General features: G+C 69.6%; 16 protein-coding genes. 9 read left to right on the forward strand and 7 right to left on the reverse strand.

Translation table 11 applies throughout. The features are described from left to right. Positions 1-226: 226 nt before the first annotated feature. Together C6N31_RS46860 and C6N31_RS01365 are read left to right on the forward strand one after the other, a co-directional pair. Positions 227-676, forward strand: a complete 450-nt coding sequence (locus C6N31_RS46860; protein WP_381586432.1) for a type II toxin-antitoxin system Phd/YefM family antitoxin — start codon at positions 227-229, stop codon at positions 674-676. Continuing rightward, positions 673-942: a Txe/YoeB family addiction module toxin gene (locus C6N31_RS01365; RefSeq protein ID WP_138358619.1), complete on the forward strand. Its 270-nt coding sequence runs from the start codon at positions 673-675 to the stop codon at positions 940-942. Before C6N31_RS46860 ends, C6N31_RS01365 begins: the two co-directional genes overlap by 4 nt. 512 nt (positions 943-1,454) lie before the next feature. Here C6N31_RS01365 and ychF read toward each other — a convergent pair. Then, positions 1,455-2,543 carry a redox-regulated ATPase YchF gene (gene ychF / locus C6N31_RS01370; RefSeq protein ID WP_138358617.1) on the reverse strand — a complete coding sequence of 363 codons (1,089 nt, stop codon included), beginning with the start codon at positions 2,541-2,543 and terminating at the stop codon, positions 1,455-1,457. 174 nt (positions 2,544-2,717) lie between these two features. Between ychF and C6N31_RS45855 the strand changes: the two genes are divergently transcribed. Continuing rightward, complete coding sequence (locus C6N31_RS45855) at positions 2,718-3,353, forward strand: DUF6542 domain-containing protein (RefSeq protein ID WP_232484659.1); 636 nt, start codon at positions 2,718-2,720, stop codon at positions 3,351-3,353. Here the strand turns inward: C6N31_RS45855 and ppgK are convergent. Beyond that, on the reverse strand, positions 3,274-4,011 hold the full coding sequence (gene ppgK, locus C6N31_RS01380; protein ID WP_138358615.1) for a polyphosphate--glucose phosphotransferase: 738 nt from the start codon (positions 4,009-4,011) through the stop codon (positions 3,274-3,276). The genes C6N31_RS45855 and ppgK overlap by 80 nt on opposite strands. Positions 4,012-4,069: 58 nt before the next feature. Continuing rightward, entirely contained in the window at positions 4,070-5,065 is a 996-nt protein-coding gene (locus C6N31_RS01385; protein ID WP_138358613.1) for a 4-hydroxy-3-methylbut-2-enyl diphosphate reductase, read from the reverse strand. 112 nt (positions 5,066-5,177) lie between these two features. On the opposite strand from C6N31_RS01385, the gene C6N31_RS01390 reads away from it, so the two are divergent. The 4 genes from C6N31_RS01390 to C6N31_RS01405 all read left to right on the forward strand — a co-directional run bounded on the left by C6N31_RS01390 (position 5,178) and on the right by C6N31_RS01405 (position 8,868). Next, on the forward strand, positions 5,178-6,560 hold the full coding sequence (locus tag C6N31_RS01390) for an APC family permease (RefSeq protein ID WP_138358611.1): 1,383 nt from the start codon (positions 5,178-5,180) through the stop codon (positions 6,558-6,560). An 89-nt stretch (positions 6,561-6,649) separates the two neighbouring features. After that, on the forward strand, positions 6,650-7,876 hold the full coding sequence (gene xseA, locus C6N31_RS01395; RefSeq protein WP_138358609.1) for an exodeoxyribonuclease VII large subunit: 1,227 nt from the start codon (positions 6,650-6,652) through the stop codon (positions 7,874-7,876). 9 nt (positions 7,877-7,885) lie between these two features. Then, positions 7,886-8,107, forward strand: coding sequence for an exodeoxyribonuclease VII small subunit (locus C6N31_RS01400; RefSeq protein WP_138358607.1), 222 nt, complete (start codon positions 7,886-7,888; stop codon positions 8,105-8,107). A 164-nt stretch (positions 8,108-8,271) separates the two neighbouring features. Next, entirely contained in the window at positions 8,272-8,868 is a 597-nt protein-coding gene (locus tag C6N31_RS01405) for a malonic semialdehyde reductase (RefSeq protein ID WP_138358605.1), read from the forward strand. Positions 8,869-8,996: 128 nt separating this feature from the next. On the opposite strand, the gene C6N31_RS01410 is transcribed toward C6N31_RS01405, so the two are convergent. Then, positions 8,997-9,524, reverse strand: a complete 528-nt coding sequence (locus tag C6N31_RS01410) for a DUF4245 domain-containing protein (protein ID WP_244809380.1) — start codon at positions 9,522-9,524, stop codon at positions 8,997-8,999. 212 nt (positions 9,525-9,736) lie between these two features. Here C6N31_RS01410 and glpX point away from each other — a divergent pair, with 212 nt between their 5' ends. Beyond that, positions 9,737-10,768, forward strand: coding sequence for a class II fructose-bisphosphatase (gene glpX / locus C6N31_RS01415; RefSeq protein ID WP_138358601.1), 1,032 nt, complete (start codon positions 9,737-9,739; stop codon positions 10,766-10,768). A 157-nt stretch (positions 10,769-10,925) separates the two neighbouring features. Here glpX and C6N31_RS01420 read toward each other — a convergent pair whose 3' ends face one another. Next, positions 10,926-11,276, reverse strand: a complete 351-nt coding sequence (locus C6N31_RS01420) for a WhiB family transcriptional regulator (protein ID WP_138358599.1) — start codon at positions 11,274-11,276, stop codon at positions 10,926-10,928. Between the two features lie 351 nt (positions 11,277-11,627). Continuing rightward, positions 11,628-12,251, reverse strand: a complete 624-nt coding sequence (locus C6N31_RS01425; protein WP_138358627.1) for a DUF1707 SHOCT-like domain-containing protein — start codon at positions 12,249-12,251, stop codon at positions 11,628-11,630. A 189-nt stretch (positions 12,252-12,440) separates the two neighbouring features. On the opposite strand from C6N31_RS01425, the gene C6N31_RS01430 reads away from it, so the two are divergent. Then, on the forward strand, positions 12,441-14,084 hold the full coding sequence (locus C6N31_RS01430) for a fumarate hydratase (protein ID WP_138358597.1): 1,644 nt from the start codon (positions 12,441-12,443) through the stop codon (positions 14,082-14,084). Between the two features lie 83 nt (positions 14,085-14,167). On the opposite strand, the gene C6N31_RS01435 is transcribed toward C6N31_RS01430, so the two are convergent. After that, complete coding sequence (locus tag C6N31_RS01435) at positions 14,168-15,691, reverse strand: ricin-type beta-trefoil lectin domain protein (RefSeq protein ID WP_232484660.1); 1,524 nt, start codon at positions 15,689-15,691, stop codon at positions 14,168-14,170. Positions 15,692-15,765 lie beyond the last annotated feature (74 nt).

Here is a 15,765-nt window from a genome sequence, read left to right on the forward strand (position 1 = left end):
GCAGGGATCTCGCCCCCCGCCTCGTCGTAGTACTGCGTCCGAACCTCATGGCCGTCCTCGTCATCCACGGTCACCACCCGAAATACGGTGGCCATGCGCCGATCCCTTCGCCTGTCGGCAGACGGTGGCCCACCCGGATCCACCCCGCCCACCCCGGACAGGCAAGCCTACCGGGCCCGGTCGCGCCCCCTTGACAATCGCCCAGAGTTGGCCCCGGGACACGCCGATGTCGACCTCGACATCCAGCATCGTCTCCCTGTGCGCCTCAACGAGGCATCTGATCGAACAGGGTGCCTGGTTGGGTGATCTTGGCTGGGATGAGCAGCCGCTAGGCTCTCTGGTACCGAAATCCGTACTGGTGATGTACAGTTTTCAGTACCATTCGAGGGCGGCCGGAGCGAAAGGGACAACAGCAATGACGATCACTGGAACCGAGGCGCGGAGGGACTTCTTCCCGCTGCTGAAGAAGGTCAACGACGATCACGCACCGGTGCGGATCGCCTCCAAACAGGGAAACGCCGTCCTCATGGCAGAGTCCGACTACGAAGCGTGGACGGAGACCATGTACCTGCTCGGCAACGCGCGCACCGCCGCTGAGCTGATGGAGTCTGTTGCTGAGCTGGACGCCGGACGCGGCACTGTGCGCGACCTGATCGACCCGGAGGCGGCGGAGTGAAGGTCATGTTCTCCACCCGCGCATGGGAGCAGTACGCGCAGTGGGCCATGATCGACCGGCGCAGCCTCAAGCGCATCAACGTCCTGATCGCGGACATCCAGCGCAACCCCGATGACGGCAACGGCATCGGAAAGCCCGAGATGCTGAAAGGCGCACTCAAGGGCTGGTGCTCGCGGCGTATCACCGAGGAACACCGCCTCGTGTACCGGGTGAGTGGTGACGTACTGGAGATCGCCCGCGTCTACGGCCACTACACCGACCGCTAGCGGGTCAGCCCCGGATCGCGCACCGTGCGGTACCGCCTTCACGATCGATAGGAATACGGCTTCTCAACACCGAGACGCTGCGCGACTGGATCTGGGCCCGTTTCACCGAAGGTTCCCGTTCCGGTCATCGAGGAGTGGCTCGCGTTCGCAACCACGCACCTCCAACGCCTCATCGAGACCGCCTCAGCGCCAAAGCTCCCCACGCCGTCCAAACCCGGCGCCGCCGACCTTGAACCCTTCCTCCGCGGCTGGAGTCCGTACGGGCCCCGCCCGCAATGAGCCCCACCCGCACACTCACCCAGCACCGGCCCACAACCCAGCACGGGCGCCGCACGCCATCCCAGCACGATCCCAGCACGGTAGGGATGAGCAGGGGTGATGACAGGTGACGAGGGGTCAGCTATCCCAGCATCATCCCAGCACGGGAAAAAACAAAGGGCCCGACCCCGGAAGGCCGGACCCCTTCTGACCTGCATGTTTGTCAGATCAGTGACGTGGTGGTATGTCACCGGCTACACGTTGAAGCGGAACTCGACCACGTCGCCGTCCTGCATCACGTAGTCCTTGCCCTCCATGCGGGCCTTGCCCTTGGCGCGGGCCTCGGGGATGGAGCCGCAGGCGACGAGGTCGTCGAAGGAGACGATCTCGGCCTTGATGAAGCCGCGCTGGAAGTCGGTGTGGATCACACCGGCCGCCTCGGGGGCCGTGGCGCCCTTCTTGATGGTCCAGGCGCGGGTTTCCTTGGGGCCGGCGGTGAGGTACGTCTGCAGGCCGAGGGTGTCGAAGCCGACGCGGCCGAGGACGGCCATGCCGGGCTCCTCCTGGCCCATGGACTGCAGGAGCTCGAGGGCCTCCTCGTCGTCGAGTTCGATCAGCTCGGCCTCGATCTTGGCGTTCAGGAAGATCGCCTCGGCGGGGGCGACGAGCGCGCGCTGCTCGTTCTTGAAGTCCTCGTCGGTCAGCTCGTCCTCGTCCACGTTGAAGACGTAGAGGAACGGCTTGACGGTGAGCAGGTGCAGCTCGTGGAGGAGGCGGCCCTGCTCGGTGCCGGCGTGGATGCCGGCGGCGTAGAGAGTGCGGCCCTCTTCGAGGATCTTCTGGGCGTCCAGGACCGCGGCCAGGACGGCGGCCTTCTCCTTCTGGAGGCGGGCCTCCTTGGTGAGGCGCGGGACGGCCTTCTCGACGGACTGCATGTCCGCGAGGATCAGCTCGGTGTTGATCGTCTCGATGTCGTCCTTGGGCGAGACCTTGCCGTCGACGTGCACGACGTTCTCGTCCTTGAAGGCCCGGATGACCTGGCAGATCGCATCCGACTCGCGGATGTTCGCCAGGAACTTGTTGCCCAGGCCCTCACCCTCGCTCGCACCGCGCACGATGCCCGCGATGTCGACGAAGTCGACCGTGGCGGGGAGCAGCTTCTGCGAGCCGAAGATCTTGGCGAGCTGGGCGAGGCGCGGGTCGGGGACGCCGACGACGCCCACGTTCGGCTCGATGGTGGCGAACGGGTAGTTGGCCGCCAGCACGTCGTTCTTGGTCAGGGCGTTGAAAAGGGTCGACTTGCCGACATTCGGCAGACCGACGATTCCGATCGTGAGCGACACGTGGCGACTTCCCGTAACGAGAGGAGCGAGGAGAGTGGAGTGGTCCAGGGACCGATCCACCAGTCTACGGGGCGAGCGCGGGCCCGACCCGTCGCCGTCGAACAGAAGGCCAAGGACCGGGCAAAGGCGTGTCCTGCCAGGGTATGACCGGGGTCATCCGCCTACTTTGAGTGGGTGGAGCAACACAGTGCGCGCACCGGCACCAGGAACGGCACCAAAAACGACACCGGGAACGGCAGCAGAGACGCCCAGGGCAGGCCCCGGCTGCCCAGGCCGGCCCGCCCCACGGGCACGGTGGGGGGTTCGGTGGTCTACCGGTCGGCACGTCGCGGGCCGCTGGCCTCGCTCGCGCCCACGATCACGGCGCTCGCCAGGGTGGTGCGACTGCCACAGGCCCAGCCGAAGCTCACCGGGCTGGGGACGGGGCTGCTGACCGTCGTGGTCACGGTGACCGGCGGTGCGCTGGACGCCCTGCTCTTCGACGGGCCCGGGGTCTTCTTCGGGCTGGTGTTCATCGCGGTGTGCGTCACGGCGGGGCTGTACGTCCGGCCGTACGACCTGGTGGCGGCGCCGATCGCCGCCCCCATCGCGTTCGCCACCGCCATCGCGCTGACCGGTGACGACAACGGCGGCGGCTTCGTCGGCCATCTGCTGGGCATGTTCACCGGTCTGGCCCTGCTGACCGGCTGGCTCTACACCGGCACGCTGCTGGCCGCCGGCATCGTCGGCGTCAGAGCTTTGCAGCGTTCATGGCGGCTCCGACGATCCCCGCGTTGTTCTGCAGACCAGCAGGGACGATCTCGGCGCTGATCCCCTCGATCAGCGGCAGGAACTTCTCCGCCTTGCGGCTCACCCCGCCGCCGATCACGAACAGTTCGGGCGAGAACAGCATCTCCACATGGGCGAGGTACTTCGTCAGCCGGTGCGCCCAGTGCTCCCAGCTGAGGTCGTCCTCCTCGCGGGCCTTGACCGACGCGCGCTTCTCCGCGTCATGGCCGTGCAGCTCCAGATGGCCCAGCTCGGTGTTGGGCAGCAGGTGCCCGTCGACGAAGACCGCGCTGCCGATGCCGGTGCCCAGCGTCAGCAGGATCACCGTCCCGCCGCGGCCCCGGCCGGCGCCGAAGGTCATCTCGGCCATGCCGGCCGCGTCCGCGTCGTTCAGGACGGCCACCGGCATGCCCAGCCGCTCCGAGATCAGGGCGCGGGCGTCCTTGCCGATCCAGTCGGAGTCGACATTGGCCGCGGTCCGGGTCACCCCGTCCACCACGACCCCGGGGAAGGTCACGCCGACCGGCCCCGACCAGCCGAAATGCTCCACGACCTGCTGGACGCCGTCGAGCACGGCGTCCGGGGTGGCCGGATGCGGGGTCGACACCTTGCAGCGCACTTCCGCCAGATCGCCGCGCTCCAGATCGACCGGAGCGCCCTTGATGCCTGTGCCACCGATGTCCACGCCGAACACGTTCATGACCTCCACGCTAAGCGTGAACCGTTCGGCTCACCCCTCGGCACGTGAGCCGTTCGGCTCACCCCTGGGCAGATGCCCCGGGGGCGGTCTCCGCACGCAGGTCACGCCGCAATTCCTTCGGCAGCGAGAAAACGATGCTCTCTTCCGCCGACCGGAGGATCTCCACATCGCCGAAGCCGCGCTCGGCCAGCCAGTCCAGCACACCTTCGACGAGGATCTCCGGGACGGAGGCGCCCGAGGTGACGCCGACCGTGGTCACGCCCTCCAGCCACGCCTCGTCGCACTCGTCGGCGAAGTCCACCAGGTACGAGGCCTTGGAACCGGCCTGCAGGGCGACCTCGACCAGCCGAACGGAGTTCGACGAGTTCTTGGAGCCGACGACGATGACCAGCTCCGCCTCCGCGCCGATCTGCTTCACCGCGACCTGGCGGTTCTGCGTGGCGTAGCAGATGTCGTCGCTCGGGGGGCTGATCAGGTTGGGGAAACGCTCCTTGAGGGCGTCGACGGTCTCCATCGTCTCGTCGACGGAGAGCGTGGTCTGGGAGAGCCAGACGACCTTGCTCTCGTCGCGGACCTCGACGTTCGCCACGTCGGCGGGGCCGTCGACGAGCGTCATGCGCTCCGGGGCCTCGCCCATGGTGCCGACGACCTCTTCATGGCCCTCATGGCCGATCAGCAGGATGTCGTAGTCCTCGTTCGCGAACCGGACGGCTTCCTTGTGCACCTTGGTGACCAGGGGGCAGGTCGCGTCGATCGAGGCCAGGCTGCGCTGCGCGGCCTCCTCGTGGACGACGGGGGCGACGCCGTGCGCCGAGAAGATCACGATGGCGTTCTCGGGCACCTCCTCCGTCTCGTCGACGAAGATCGCGCCCTTCTTCTGCAGGGTCTGCACCACGTACTTGTTGTGCACGATCTCCTTGCGCACATAGATCGGCGCTCCGTACTGCTCCAGTGCCTTCTCGACGGTGATCACGGCGCGGTCCACGCCTGCGCAGTATCCGCGGGGGGCTGCGAGCAGGACGCGTCGGGCAGTCGTAGCAGTCATGTCAGCCATGGTACGGGGCAGCCGTCCGGTCCGAAGAAGGCCGCCCGGCGGCGCCGGGGGACGTGTCCGCCCGGCTCCGCTCCGTTCGTGGTCACGGCACCCTTCGCGCAAGCTGAGGGGCATGAGCGCACCGACCCCCGCTCCCCCGGACGACACGGCCCGCGCCGCCGAAGGCACCCTGCGGCGCAACCTCGGCTTCCGCGACCTCGTGGTCTACGGGATGCTCTTCATCGCCCCCATGGCACCCGTCGGCGTGTTCGGCGCGCTGGACGCCAGATCGCACGGGGCGGTCGCGCTGGTCTATGTGTTCGCGACGGTCGCGATGGCGTTCACCGCGTTCAGCTACGCGCAGATGGTGCGGGTCGTCCCGCAGGCCGGTTCGGTCTTCGCTTACGCGCGGGCCGGGCTCGGTGAGGGGCCCGGCTTCATCGCCGGCTGGATGGCGATGCTCGACTATCTGCTGATCCCCGCGGTGGCCTATCTCTTCTCCGGGATCGCGCTGCACGCGCTGGTGCCGTCGGTGTCGCAGTGGGTGTGGACGACGATCGCGGTCGTGGTGACGACCGGGCTCAACCTGTGGGGGGTGCGGGCCGCGGCGGCGGTCGGCTTCCTCGTGCTCGCCCTGGAGATCGTGGTGCTGCTGATCTTCGTGGTGTCCGCGGTCGTCGTCCTCGGCACGGACGGGGCGCAGCGCGGCTGGGCCTCGCCCTTCTCCGGCCAGGGCGCGTTCTCCCTGGGCGCGGTGCTGGGCGCCGTGTCCGTCGCGGTGCTGTCCTATCTGGGCTTCGACGCCATCGCCTCCTTCGCCGAGGAGGCGGCGGGCGGCTCGGCGAAGGTCGCGCGGGCCGTGCTGTTCTGCCTCGTCATGGCGGGTGTGTTGTTCATCGTGCAGACGTATCTGGCGGCGCTGCTCGCTCCGATGTCCGCTGCCGAGCTGGCCGCGAAGCCGGCCGGGCAGGGGTCCGCCTTCTACGACACCGTGGACGCGGCCGTCGGCGGCTGGCTGCACGACCTCGTCGCCGTCAGCAAGGCCATCGGCGCGGCCTTCGCGGCGCTCGCCGGGCAGGCAGCGGCGGGCCGGCTGCTCTTCGCGATGGCCCGCGACCGGCGGCTGCCGGGACCGCTGTCCAAGATCGACGCGGGCAGCGGGGTGCCCCGGCGGGCGCTGCTGTTCGCGGCGGTCGTCACCCTGGTCGCCGCGGTCTGGGCGGCCCGCCGCGACGACGGCCTGGACCGGTTGGTCTCCGTCGTCGACATCGGCGCGCTCACCGCCTTCTCGCTGCTGCACCTGTCGGTCGTCGGCTGGTTCGCCGTCCGCCGCCAGGGGGGGCCGCCCAGCGTGCTGCGCCACATCGTCGTACCGCTGCTCGGCCTCGCCATCACCATCGCCGTGATCGTCGAAGCCGCAGGATCGGCCCAGGTCGTCGGGGCCGTCTGGCTGGCCGCGGGACTGATCGTGCTGGCCGCCCAGCTCTCCCGGCGGCGGACCGCGGCGGAGCGATAACCGTCACCTTCGTGTCGCCGTACACAGCACGGCCCACAGCGCGGCCGGAAGGCAATCCCGCTGTCGGCGGCGGCCGATACGCTCGGCACATGGCTCTGAGTACGTCGGCGGATACGCCGATCCCCGTCGGCGAAGTGTCACGGCTGATCGGCGGGTGGGTGGACCGGCTCGGCGCCGTCTGGGTGGAGGGGCAGATCACCCAGCTGTCGCGGCGCCCGGGTGCGGGCGTGGTGTTCCTGACGCTGCGCGACCCGTCGCACGATGTGTCCATCTCGGTGACGTGCTTCCGGGCGGTGTTCGACCAGATCGCCGACGTGGTCGGCGAGGGCGCCCGTGTCGTGCTGTTCGCCAAGCCCGAGTGGTACGGCCCGCGCGGGCAGCTGTCGCTGCGCGCGACGGAGATCCGGCCGGTCGGCGTCGGGGAGCTGCTGGCCCGGCTGGAGCAGCTGAAGAAGGCGCTGGCGGCTGAGGGTCTGTTCGCGCTGGACCGCAAGCGCCCGCTGCCCTTCCTTCCGCAGTGCATCGGGCTGGTGACCGGCCGCGCCTCGGCGGCGGAGCGCGATGTGCTGGAGAACGCGCGGCTGCGCTGGCCCGCCGTCCGCTTCGAGGTGCGCAACGTGCCGGTGCAGGGCGCGCAGGCGGTGCCCCGGGTGGTGGAGGCGGTGCGCGAGCTGGACGCGCATGCCGAGGTCGACGTGATCATCGTGGCGCGCGGCGGCGGCAGCGTGGAGGACCTGCTGCCGTTCTCCGACGAGCAGCTGGTGCGGGCGGTGGCCGCGTGCGTCACCCCGGTCGTGTCGGCGATCGGGCACGAGCCGGACTCCCCGCTGCTGGACCTGGTGGCGGACCTGCGGGCGTCCACCCCGACGGACGCGGCGAAGCGGGTGGTCCCGGACGTGGGCGAGGAACTGACCCGGGTGGAGCATCTGGGGCTGCGGGCGCTGCGCGTCGTGACCGGTCTGCTCGACCGTGAGCAGCGCGGTCTGGACGCGGCGCTCAGCCGGCCGTCGATGGCCCGGCCGCACACGATGGTCGAGCACCGCGAGGAGCAGGTCGACGCGCTGCTGGACCGCAGCCGCCGGACGCTGCGGCATCTGCTGGACCGGGCCGACGACGAGCTGGAGCACACCCGGGCGCGGGTGGTGGCCCTCTCCCCCGCCGCGACCCTGCAGCGCGGCTACGCGGTGCTGCAGCGCGAGGACGGTTCCGTGGTGCGCGGCCCCGACGAGGTGGCGGCGGACGAGGAGTTGCGCGCCCGGGTCTCCGGCGGTGCGTTCCTGGTGAAGGTCACCGGCACTGTCGTACCTCCGGCCTAGGCTGTGACCATGGCAGAACAGGACACGCTGGGATACGAGCAGGCGCGGGACGAGCTCGTCGATGTCGTACGGCGGTTGGAGGCCGGCGGCTCGACGCTGGAGGAGTCGCTGGCGCTCTGGGAGCGCGGCGAGGAACTCGCGCGGGTGTGCCGGCGCTGGCTGGAGGGCGCGCGGGCCCGGCTGGACGCGGCGCTCGCCGAGGCGCCGGACGAGGAGTCCGCCGCCGAGTGACGTGGCGGGGCGGTCACTTGACGGCTCGAGCGACGGTCGAACCGGCATGGATGTGACGAGCGTCACCCCGGACCCAGGAATCGTTGAACTTTCACACAGGTTGATGAGAGTGTTCGCGACGTGCCCGATCGGCGCAAATTGCCACGATTCCGTAAGAGGTTCCCATGTCTCTCGTACTCGACGCCTCCGCCCAGGACCTGCTCTTCCGTGAGGCCCGCACGGCCAACACCTTCACCGACGAGCCCGTGACCGACGAGCAGATCCAGGCGATCTACGACCTGGTCAAGTACGCGCCGACCGCGTTCAACCAGCAGCCGCTGCGTATCGTCCTGGTGCGTTCCGCCGAGGGCCGCGAGCGCCTCGTGAAGCACATGGCCGAGGGCAACCAGCCGAAGACCTCCGCCGCCCCGCTGGTCGCGATCCTCGCCGCGGACAACGAGTTCCACGAGGAGCTGCCGACCCAGTTCCCGCACTTCCCGCAGGCGAAGGACCTCTTCTTCTCCGAGCGTTCCGTGCGCGAGCAGGCCGCCACCCTCAACGGTTCGCTGCAGGCCGGCTACTTCATCCTGGGCATCCGCGCCGCCGGCCTGGCCGCCGGCCCGATGACCGGCTTCGACGCCGCGGGCATCGACAAGGAGTTCTTCCCCGACGGTGAGCACTCGGTCCTCGCCGTGGTGAACATCGGCAAGCCCGGCACCGACTCCTGGTTCCCGACCCGCAGCCCCCGTCTGGCCTACGACGAGGTCGTCACGACCGTCTGATCTCCCCGCACACTCCCGAACGCCGGGCGCCCGTCACGGGCCGCCCGGCGCTCGCGTCCGGACAGGGTGAGTTTCGCGGGCCTGTGCGCCAGCGGGTCGGCGCGCCAGCGGGTCGGCGCGGCAACGGGTCAGGACGCCTTGAGCGCGGCCGCCAGTTCGGCGAGCTGCTCGTCGGGGGCGGTGCCGGTGATCATCGTGGTGACACCCTTCTCCACCCGCACCAGCGCGTTGTACTTCGGGCCCTTGTACCGGTCCCACGCCACCCCGGCGACGGTGACCGTACGGTTCCCGTCCCGCACCGCGCGCTTGCTCTTGTCCGCGATGAACTTCGCCGCCGGGCCGTTGCCCTGCTCCACGGCCGCGTACTCGTTCTGCGGATCGACGAAGCCCAGGTGCCATTCGACGGCCTTGGCGTCCTTGGCGTCGTACGTCACCGTCGTAGCGCGCCAGTCCTGGCCGAGCCCCTCGGGCGCGGCCACCGGGAAGGGCGCGTCGCGCCGCGCCTGGCTCAGCTCGGTCTGGAAGCCGATCGGCTTGACCGGGTCCGCGTTGGTGTCGTGCGGGATGAAGATGTAGATGAACGCGACGACGACGCCGAGCACCACCATCGACAGGACCAGGTCCCGCACCGTCTGATTGCCACGCTTGTTTGCCACGCTCCTATGGTCCCCCATGCCGGGTGGCGCTCCGGCCCGGGGGTCGGCCGCCGGGACGCCGGGGCGCACCGCGCGGGCCCGGCCCGGGACACGCCGACCAGGCCCGTGGGGGCGCCGCTCATGTGACGTGCGCCCTGCTCATATTCGCGATGACCCGATAAGGTCACAGCACCCTCTTTTCCGGCCGTCCTCGTACAGAAAGGTGCGCTGTGATGACCGAACAGCATTTGCCGCCCCAGCTCGAAGTGAGTCCCGAGGCCCCTGATCGCAACCTTGCCCTGGAACTCGTCCGGGTGACGGAGGCGGCCGCCATGGCCGCCGGTCGCTGGGTCGGCCGTGGTGACAAGAACGGCGCGGACGGCGCCGCGGTGAAGGCGATGCGGACGCTCGTCTCCACCGTCTCGATGAACGGCGTCGTCGTCATCGGTGAGGGCGAGAAGGACGACGCCCCCATGCTCTACAACGGCGAGCGGATCGGCGACGGCACCGGTGCGGAGTGCGACGTCGCCGTGGACCCCGTCGACGGGACGACCCTCACCGCCAAGGGCATGTCCAACGCGGTGGCCGTGCTCGCCGTGGCCGACCGCGGCACGATGTTCGACCCGTCGGCCGTCTTCTACATGGACAAGCTGGTCACCGGCCCCGAGGCCGCCGACTACGTCGACATCATGGCGCCCGCCGCGGTGAACATCCGCCGGGTCGCCAAGGCGAAGCACAGCGCGCCCGAGGACGTCACCGTCATGATCCTCGACCGGCCGCGCCACGACGGGCTGGTCAAGGAGATCCGGGAGACCGGCGCACGGATCAAGTTCATCGCGGACGGCGATGTCGCGGGCGCCATCATGGCCGTACGCGACGGCACCGGCGTGGACATGCTGATGGGCATCGGCGGCACGCCGGAAGGCATCATCGCCGCCTGTGCGATCAAGTGCCTCGGCGGCACGATCCAGGGCCGGCTGTGGCCGAAGGACGACGCCGAGCGGCAGCGGGCACTCGACGCGGGCCACGACCTGGACCGCGTGCTGCACACCAACGACCTGGTCAGCGGGGAGAACGTGTTCTTCGTCGCGACCGGCATCACGGACGGCGAGCTGCTCCAGGGCGTCCGCTACCGCGCCGAGACCGCCACCACCGAATCACTGGTGGTGCGCTCCAAGTCCGGCACGATCCGGCAGATCTCCTCCACGCACCGGCTGTCGAAGCTGCGCGCGTACAGCGCGATCGACTTCGACCGCGCGCGCTGAGACCTGGCGCATCCGCTCGAGCGCGCGGCCGGCACCCGGCACGCGCCGAGCACTCGCTGAACCGCCGCTGAGCGCCCTGGGCAGGCGCGAGGGCGGCAGGGAAAACGTACGGGCCGGGCCCGCCGACTGACGCGGCGGACCCGGCCCGTTCGCCTGTTCAGCCTGCGGCGGCGATCCGGTCCGTCCGCGGCAGTTCCGCCTCGCGGCGGCGCCTGCGGGCGAGTACGACCCGGCGTTCGGCGGCGGTCAGACCACCCCACACGCCGTACGGCTCTGGCTGCCGCAGTGCGTGTTCCCGGCATTCCAGCATCACCGGGCAGCGGGCGCACACCCGCTTCGCGTTCTCCTCACGGGACAGCCGCGCCGCTGTCGGCTCTTTGGACGGGGCGAAGAACAATCCCGCCTCATCACTGCGGCACGCCGCCTCCGAGTGCCATGGGCCTGCCAGATCCCGTGGGTGACTCGGCGGGAGGGCAGTGTCCTTGACGGGCTCGATCGGTTGAAGCACGGGATACTCCTGACGACGGCTCGGCGTTTGTCACCCTTGCCCGTCACCGCGGGTGAGCTCCACGCGTGCTGTTCCAGGGGGTCGCAACGGGGAGGAACCAGGCGGGTGACGTGGTCGGAGCCCTACCCGCTGTGCGCGTGTTCATGCGGACCGTGTTCGCCGCCAGGGCCTCTCAGTCGAACATCTGTCCGACTGGGGCGCGCATGGGCGATCGTCCGATCCGGACCACCGAACAACACCCCTGATGAACACTGGCCAGTGGCCAAAACCAGCCAGCTTGCGCGGGGCGTAAACCCGCACCATGCATGGCGTGAACGCGCGGCATGATGCGGGAGTGCGACAGCCCCATCCCTACCCGTCGAGGCGCTTGTTGATCCATTCCTTGAGGCGCTTCCCGCGCTTCGCCTTCGCCTCGACGCCGCCGAAGATGGCGGTGCCGGTGACGATGACGACCGGTGCGTTCGGATCCGGGGCCTCGTACGTCCTGACCTCGAAACCACCGAAGATCCCGGTCCCGCTGCCACGCAGAGTGACGTTCTCCGGGACGCGTACTTCGACGCCTCCGAAGATCGCGGTGGCATGGATGACGATCTGCTGATGCTGGAAGACGGCCTCGGTCAGATCGATCTCCACACCGCCGAAGCAGGCGAAGGCGTTGGTGCGCCGGCCGACGAGCCAGCGCCCCTTGCGGGCGGCGCCGCCGAAGACCGCGACGAGATTCTCGGCCACGACGGGCGACGACGGATCGGCCAGCGGCGCGAGCGGCCGCGGCCCGCCCTCCCGGGTGGCCGGCAGGTCCCGCACCAGCGGCTCCAGCTCGCCCAGCGTCTTGGCGGCATAGACATGGTCGAGGCGTTCCGAGTGCTCCTCCGCGCTCAACCGGCCCTCGGCCAGCGCATCGCGGAGAATGTCGGAAATGCGGTCACGGTCGGCATCGGACGCGCGCAGCTCCGCTTCGGTGGTCGGCTTGTGCATCGACACCGGCTGCTGCGACTTCTTCTGGAGCTGCGATTCATCCACCCGCCCACCGTACACAAACGCGATAGATCGCGACTAGTGCGGGTGAGCCTCACCTCACACCGATCGAGCGGCCGGCGGGCTCTACGCTGGACACCGTTCGTCGACGCAGCCGAATGACGCAGCCGAGTGAGGAAGCCCCCCAAAATGCCCGAGTTCTCCTATACGGATCTCCTCCCGCTCGGCGAGGACACGACGCCGTACCGGCTGATCACCTCCGAGGGTGTGAGCACCTTCGAGGCGGACGGGCGCACCTTCCTCAAGGTCGAGCCGGAGGCGCTGCGCACGCTCGCCGCCGAGGCGATGCACGACATCTCGCACTACCTGCGGCCGGCCCACCTCACCCAGCTGCGGCGGATCCTCGACGACCCCGAGGCATCGCCGAACGACCGCTTCGTCGCGCTGGACCTGCTGAAGAACGCGAACATCGCGGCGGCCGGCGTGCTCCCGATGTGCCAGGACACCGGCACCGCGATCGTGATGGGCAAGCGCGGCCAGAACGTGCTGACCTCCGGCGGTGACGAGGCGGCGCTGTCGCACGGCATCTACGACGCGTACACCAAGCTCAACCTGCGGTACTCGCAGATGGCCCCGCTGACCATGTGGGACGAGAAGAACACCGGCTCGAACCTGCCGGCCCAGATCGAGCTGTACGCGACCGACGGCGGCGCGTACAAGTTCCTGTTCATGGCGAAGGGCGGCGGCAGCGCCAACAAGTCGTTCCTCTACCAGGAGACGAAGGCGGTCCTCAACGAGGCCTCCATGATGAAGTTCCTGGAGGAGAAGATCCGCTCGCTCGGTACGGCGGCCTGCCCGCCGTACCACCTGGCGATCGTGGTCGGCGGCACCAGCGCCGAGTTCGCGCTGAAGACCGCCAAGTACGCGTCCGCGCACTACCTGGACGAGCTGCCGGGCGAGGGCTCGCCGGACGGGCACGGCTTCCGGGACAAGGGCCTGGAGGAGAAGGTCTTCGAGCTGACGCAGAAGATCGGCATCGGCGCGCAGTTCGGCGGCAAGTACTTCTGCCACGACGTGCGCGTGGTGCGGCTGCCCCGGCACGGCGCGTCGCTGCCCGTCGCCATCGCGGTGTCCTGCTCGGCCGACCGGCAGGCCGTCGCGAAGATCACCGCCGAGGGCGTCTTCCTGGAGCAGCTGGAGACCGACCCGGCGCGCTTCCTCCCGGAGACCACGGACGAGCACCTGGACGACGACGTCGTGCGCGTCGATCTGAACCGGCCGATGGCGGACATCCGCGCCGAGCTGTCCAAGTACCCGGTCAAGACCCGGCTGTCGCTGTCCGGCACGCTCGTCGTGGCCCGTGACATCGCGCACGCCAAGATCAAGGAGCGGCTGGACGCGGGCGAGTCCATGCCGCAGTACCTGCACGACCACCCCGTCTACTACGCGGGCCCGGCCAAGACCCCCGAGGGCTTCGCGTCCGGCTCGTTCGGCCCGACCACGGCGGGCCGGATGGACGCGTACGTCGAGCAGTTCCAGGCGGCCGGCGGTTCGTTCGTCATGCTGGCCAAGGGCAACCGCTCGAAGCAGGTGACCGACGCGTGCAAGGCGCACGGCGGCTTCTACCTCGGCTCGATCGGCGGCCCGGCCGCGCGGCTCGCCCAGGACTGCATCAAGAAGGTCGACGTCCTGGAGTACGCGGAGCTGGGCATGGAAGCGGTCTGGAAGATCGAGGTGGAGGACTTCCCCGCGTTCATCGTCGTCGACGACAAGGGCAACGACTTCTTCACCGACCCGTCGGGCCCGGTGCTCTCGATCGGCCGCCGGGGCTGATCCTCCGACCCTGGGAACAACAGCAGCACGAACGGGCCCCGGCGCTCCATCGGCGGGGCCCGTTCGTGTTCCGTCGCGAGCCGTTACGCGAAGCGCTGGCTCGCGGAGCCGTCGCAAGCCGCCAGTTTCAGCGGCGAACTCGCGGCGCTCTGGGTCACGCACAGGCCGGTGGCCGCCACCGGGCGGATGGTGCCCGCCGTCATGGTGAACCGCTGGTTGGTGCCGCCGTGGCAGTCCCACAGGATGAGGCCGGTCCCGGCACTGTAGTTCGAGGCCGGCACGTCCATGCACCGGTCCTGGCTGAGCGCGATGTGCAGCGACTGGTACTGGGTGTCGTACGCGAAGGACTGGTTGCGGCCCCCGTGGCAGCTCCAGCCGAGCAGCGCGGTGTTGTTGCGCGACGAGCCGCCGTTGGCGTCCATGCACTGGCCGGTGGCCGCGTTGGTGACCGGCTTGAACGCGTCGTCCCAGGCGCCCTGGTGGAGCACCGGAGTGCCGGTGCTGGCCGGGTCGGCGCAACCGGCTTCCTGGTAGCCGGAGTTGTAGAGCTGGGTCAGGCACGACGCGAAGGCGCCGTGGCCGCGGGCGTTCGGGTGGAAGGACTGGCGTACGGAGTTGGCGTCGGGCGGGAACGGGTTGGTGATGTTCACGACCAGGCCGCGCGCCCAGGTGTTGTCCGTGCACGCCTCATGCCCGTGGAAGAGCCGGGAGTTGTCGAGGTACACCGCCCCGGTGGCCTCGGCGGCCTGGCGCATGCCGAGCTCGAAGGCGGGCACCGCGGAGTTGCGGCCCCAGGCGAGGTCCGTGTCGTAGCCGGTGCAGCCGCCCGGGATCTTGCCGGGGAAGCCGGGGTTGTCGTAGATGTCGGGGCTCATCGGGCTGGGGTAGCCCATCACCACGAGCTTGTAGTCGGCGTCCGCGTAGCCGGCGTCGCGCATGACCGTCCGCAGGTCCTGCACGGTCCCCTCGACCTTGGGCACCAGTCCGTCGACGCGGGCCTGCCAGCCGGGCGCGTACTTGGAGTCGCAGCTGCCCTGGAGCAGGAACCAGCGCTCCACGCAGTCGGTGATGACCGGTCCGAACTGCAGGTCGTCATTGGCCCCCGCGACCAGCACCACCATCTTGATCTTCGTGTTGCGGGCCTTGATGGCGAGGCTGTCGCTCTGCACCAGCTCGTCCGCGTACTGCTTGCTGCCGCCGATCCTGATGTTGCCGGTGTACGCGCCCGAGCAGGCGACGTTGTACGTCTCGTCGGCCGGGATGCCGGTGCGGTGGATCGCGGAGTCCGGGGAGCGGTGGCACCAGTTCGTGGGGCCGTCCGTGCCCGCCTCGTAGGTGCCGACGCCCTCGCCGGAGATCTCGCTGTCCCCCAGCGAGATCAGCCCGGTCTTGCGGTCGGCCATCGGCCGGATCGCCGGACTCCCGTACAGCGCCGTCGCCTCGGCGGCGCGGACCTGCTCGAGGTCGGCGGAGAGCGGCTTGACGGTGCTGTTCTGCGGGGCCGCGGAGGCCGTGGTGGTCAGACCGGCACCGCCCGCGAGGACGGTCGCGAGGACGGCCAGTACCGTCCCGGCGGCACGACAACGTCTCTTTCTCGACATGCGCATACGTCGCTCCTTCCACAGGAATGAAATGGGCTACGGCACTGTCCTACTGATGGGTGTTACTTGGAAGTAGTACG

The organism is Streptomyces fildesensis (assembly GCF_016107395.1).
Lineage (GTDB): Bacteria > Actinomycetota > Actinomycetes > Streptomycetales > Streptomycetaceae > Actinacidiphila > Actinacidiphila fildesensis.

Bases quoted from the DNA above. Each gene is read 5' to 3' on its own strand.
- C6N31_RS01425 (WP_138358627.1), bottom strand. From the start codon at position 12,251: ATGCACAAGCCGACCACCGAAGCGGAGCTGCGCGCGTCCGATGCCGAC.
- C6N31_RS01405 (WP_138358605.1), top strand. From the start codon at position 8,272: ATGTCTCTCGTACTCGACGCCTCCGCCCAGGACCTGCTCTTCCGTGAG.
- C6N31_RS01400 (WP_138358607.1), top strand. From the start codon at position 7,886: ATGGCAGAACAGGACACGCTGGGATACGAGCAGGCGCGGGACGAGCTC.
- C6N31_RS01435 (WP_232484660.1), bottom strand. From the start codon at position 15,691: ATGCGCATGTCGAGAAAGAGACGTTGTCGTGCCGCCGGGACGGTACTG.
- C6N31_RS01430 (WP_138358597.1), top strand. From the start codon at position 12,441: ATGCCCGAGTTCTCCTATACGGATCTCCTCCCGCTCGGCGAGGACACG.
- C6N31_RS01385 (WP_138358613.1), bottom strand. From the start codon at position 5,065: ATGGCTGACATGACTGCTACGACTGCCCGACGCGTCCTGCTCGCAGCC.
- glpX (WP_138358601.1), top strand. From the start codon at position 9,737: ATGACCGAACAGCATTTGCCGCCCCAGCTCGAAGTGAGTCCCGAGGCC.
- xseA (WP_138358609.1), top strand. From the start codon at position 6,650: ATGGCTCTGAGTACGTCGGCGGATACGCCGATCCCCGTCGGCGAAGTG.
- C6N31_RS01390 (WP_138358611.1), top strand. From the start codon at position 5,178: ATGAGCGCACCGACCCCCGCTCCCCCGGACGACACGGCCCGCGCCGCC.
- C6N31_RS46860 (WP_381586432.1), top strand. From the start codon at position 227: ATGTCGACCTCGACATCCAGCATCGTCTCCCTGTGCGCCTCAACGAGG.
- ppgK (WP_138358615.1), bottom strand. From the start codon at position 4,011: ATGAACGTGTTCGGCGTGGACATCGGTGGCACAGGCATCAAGGGCGCT.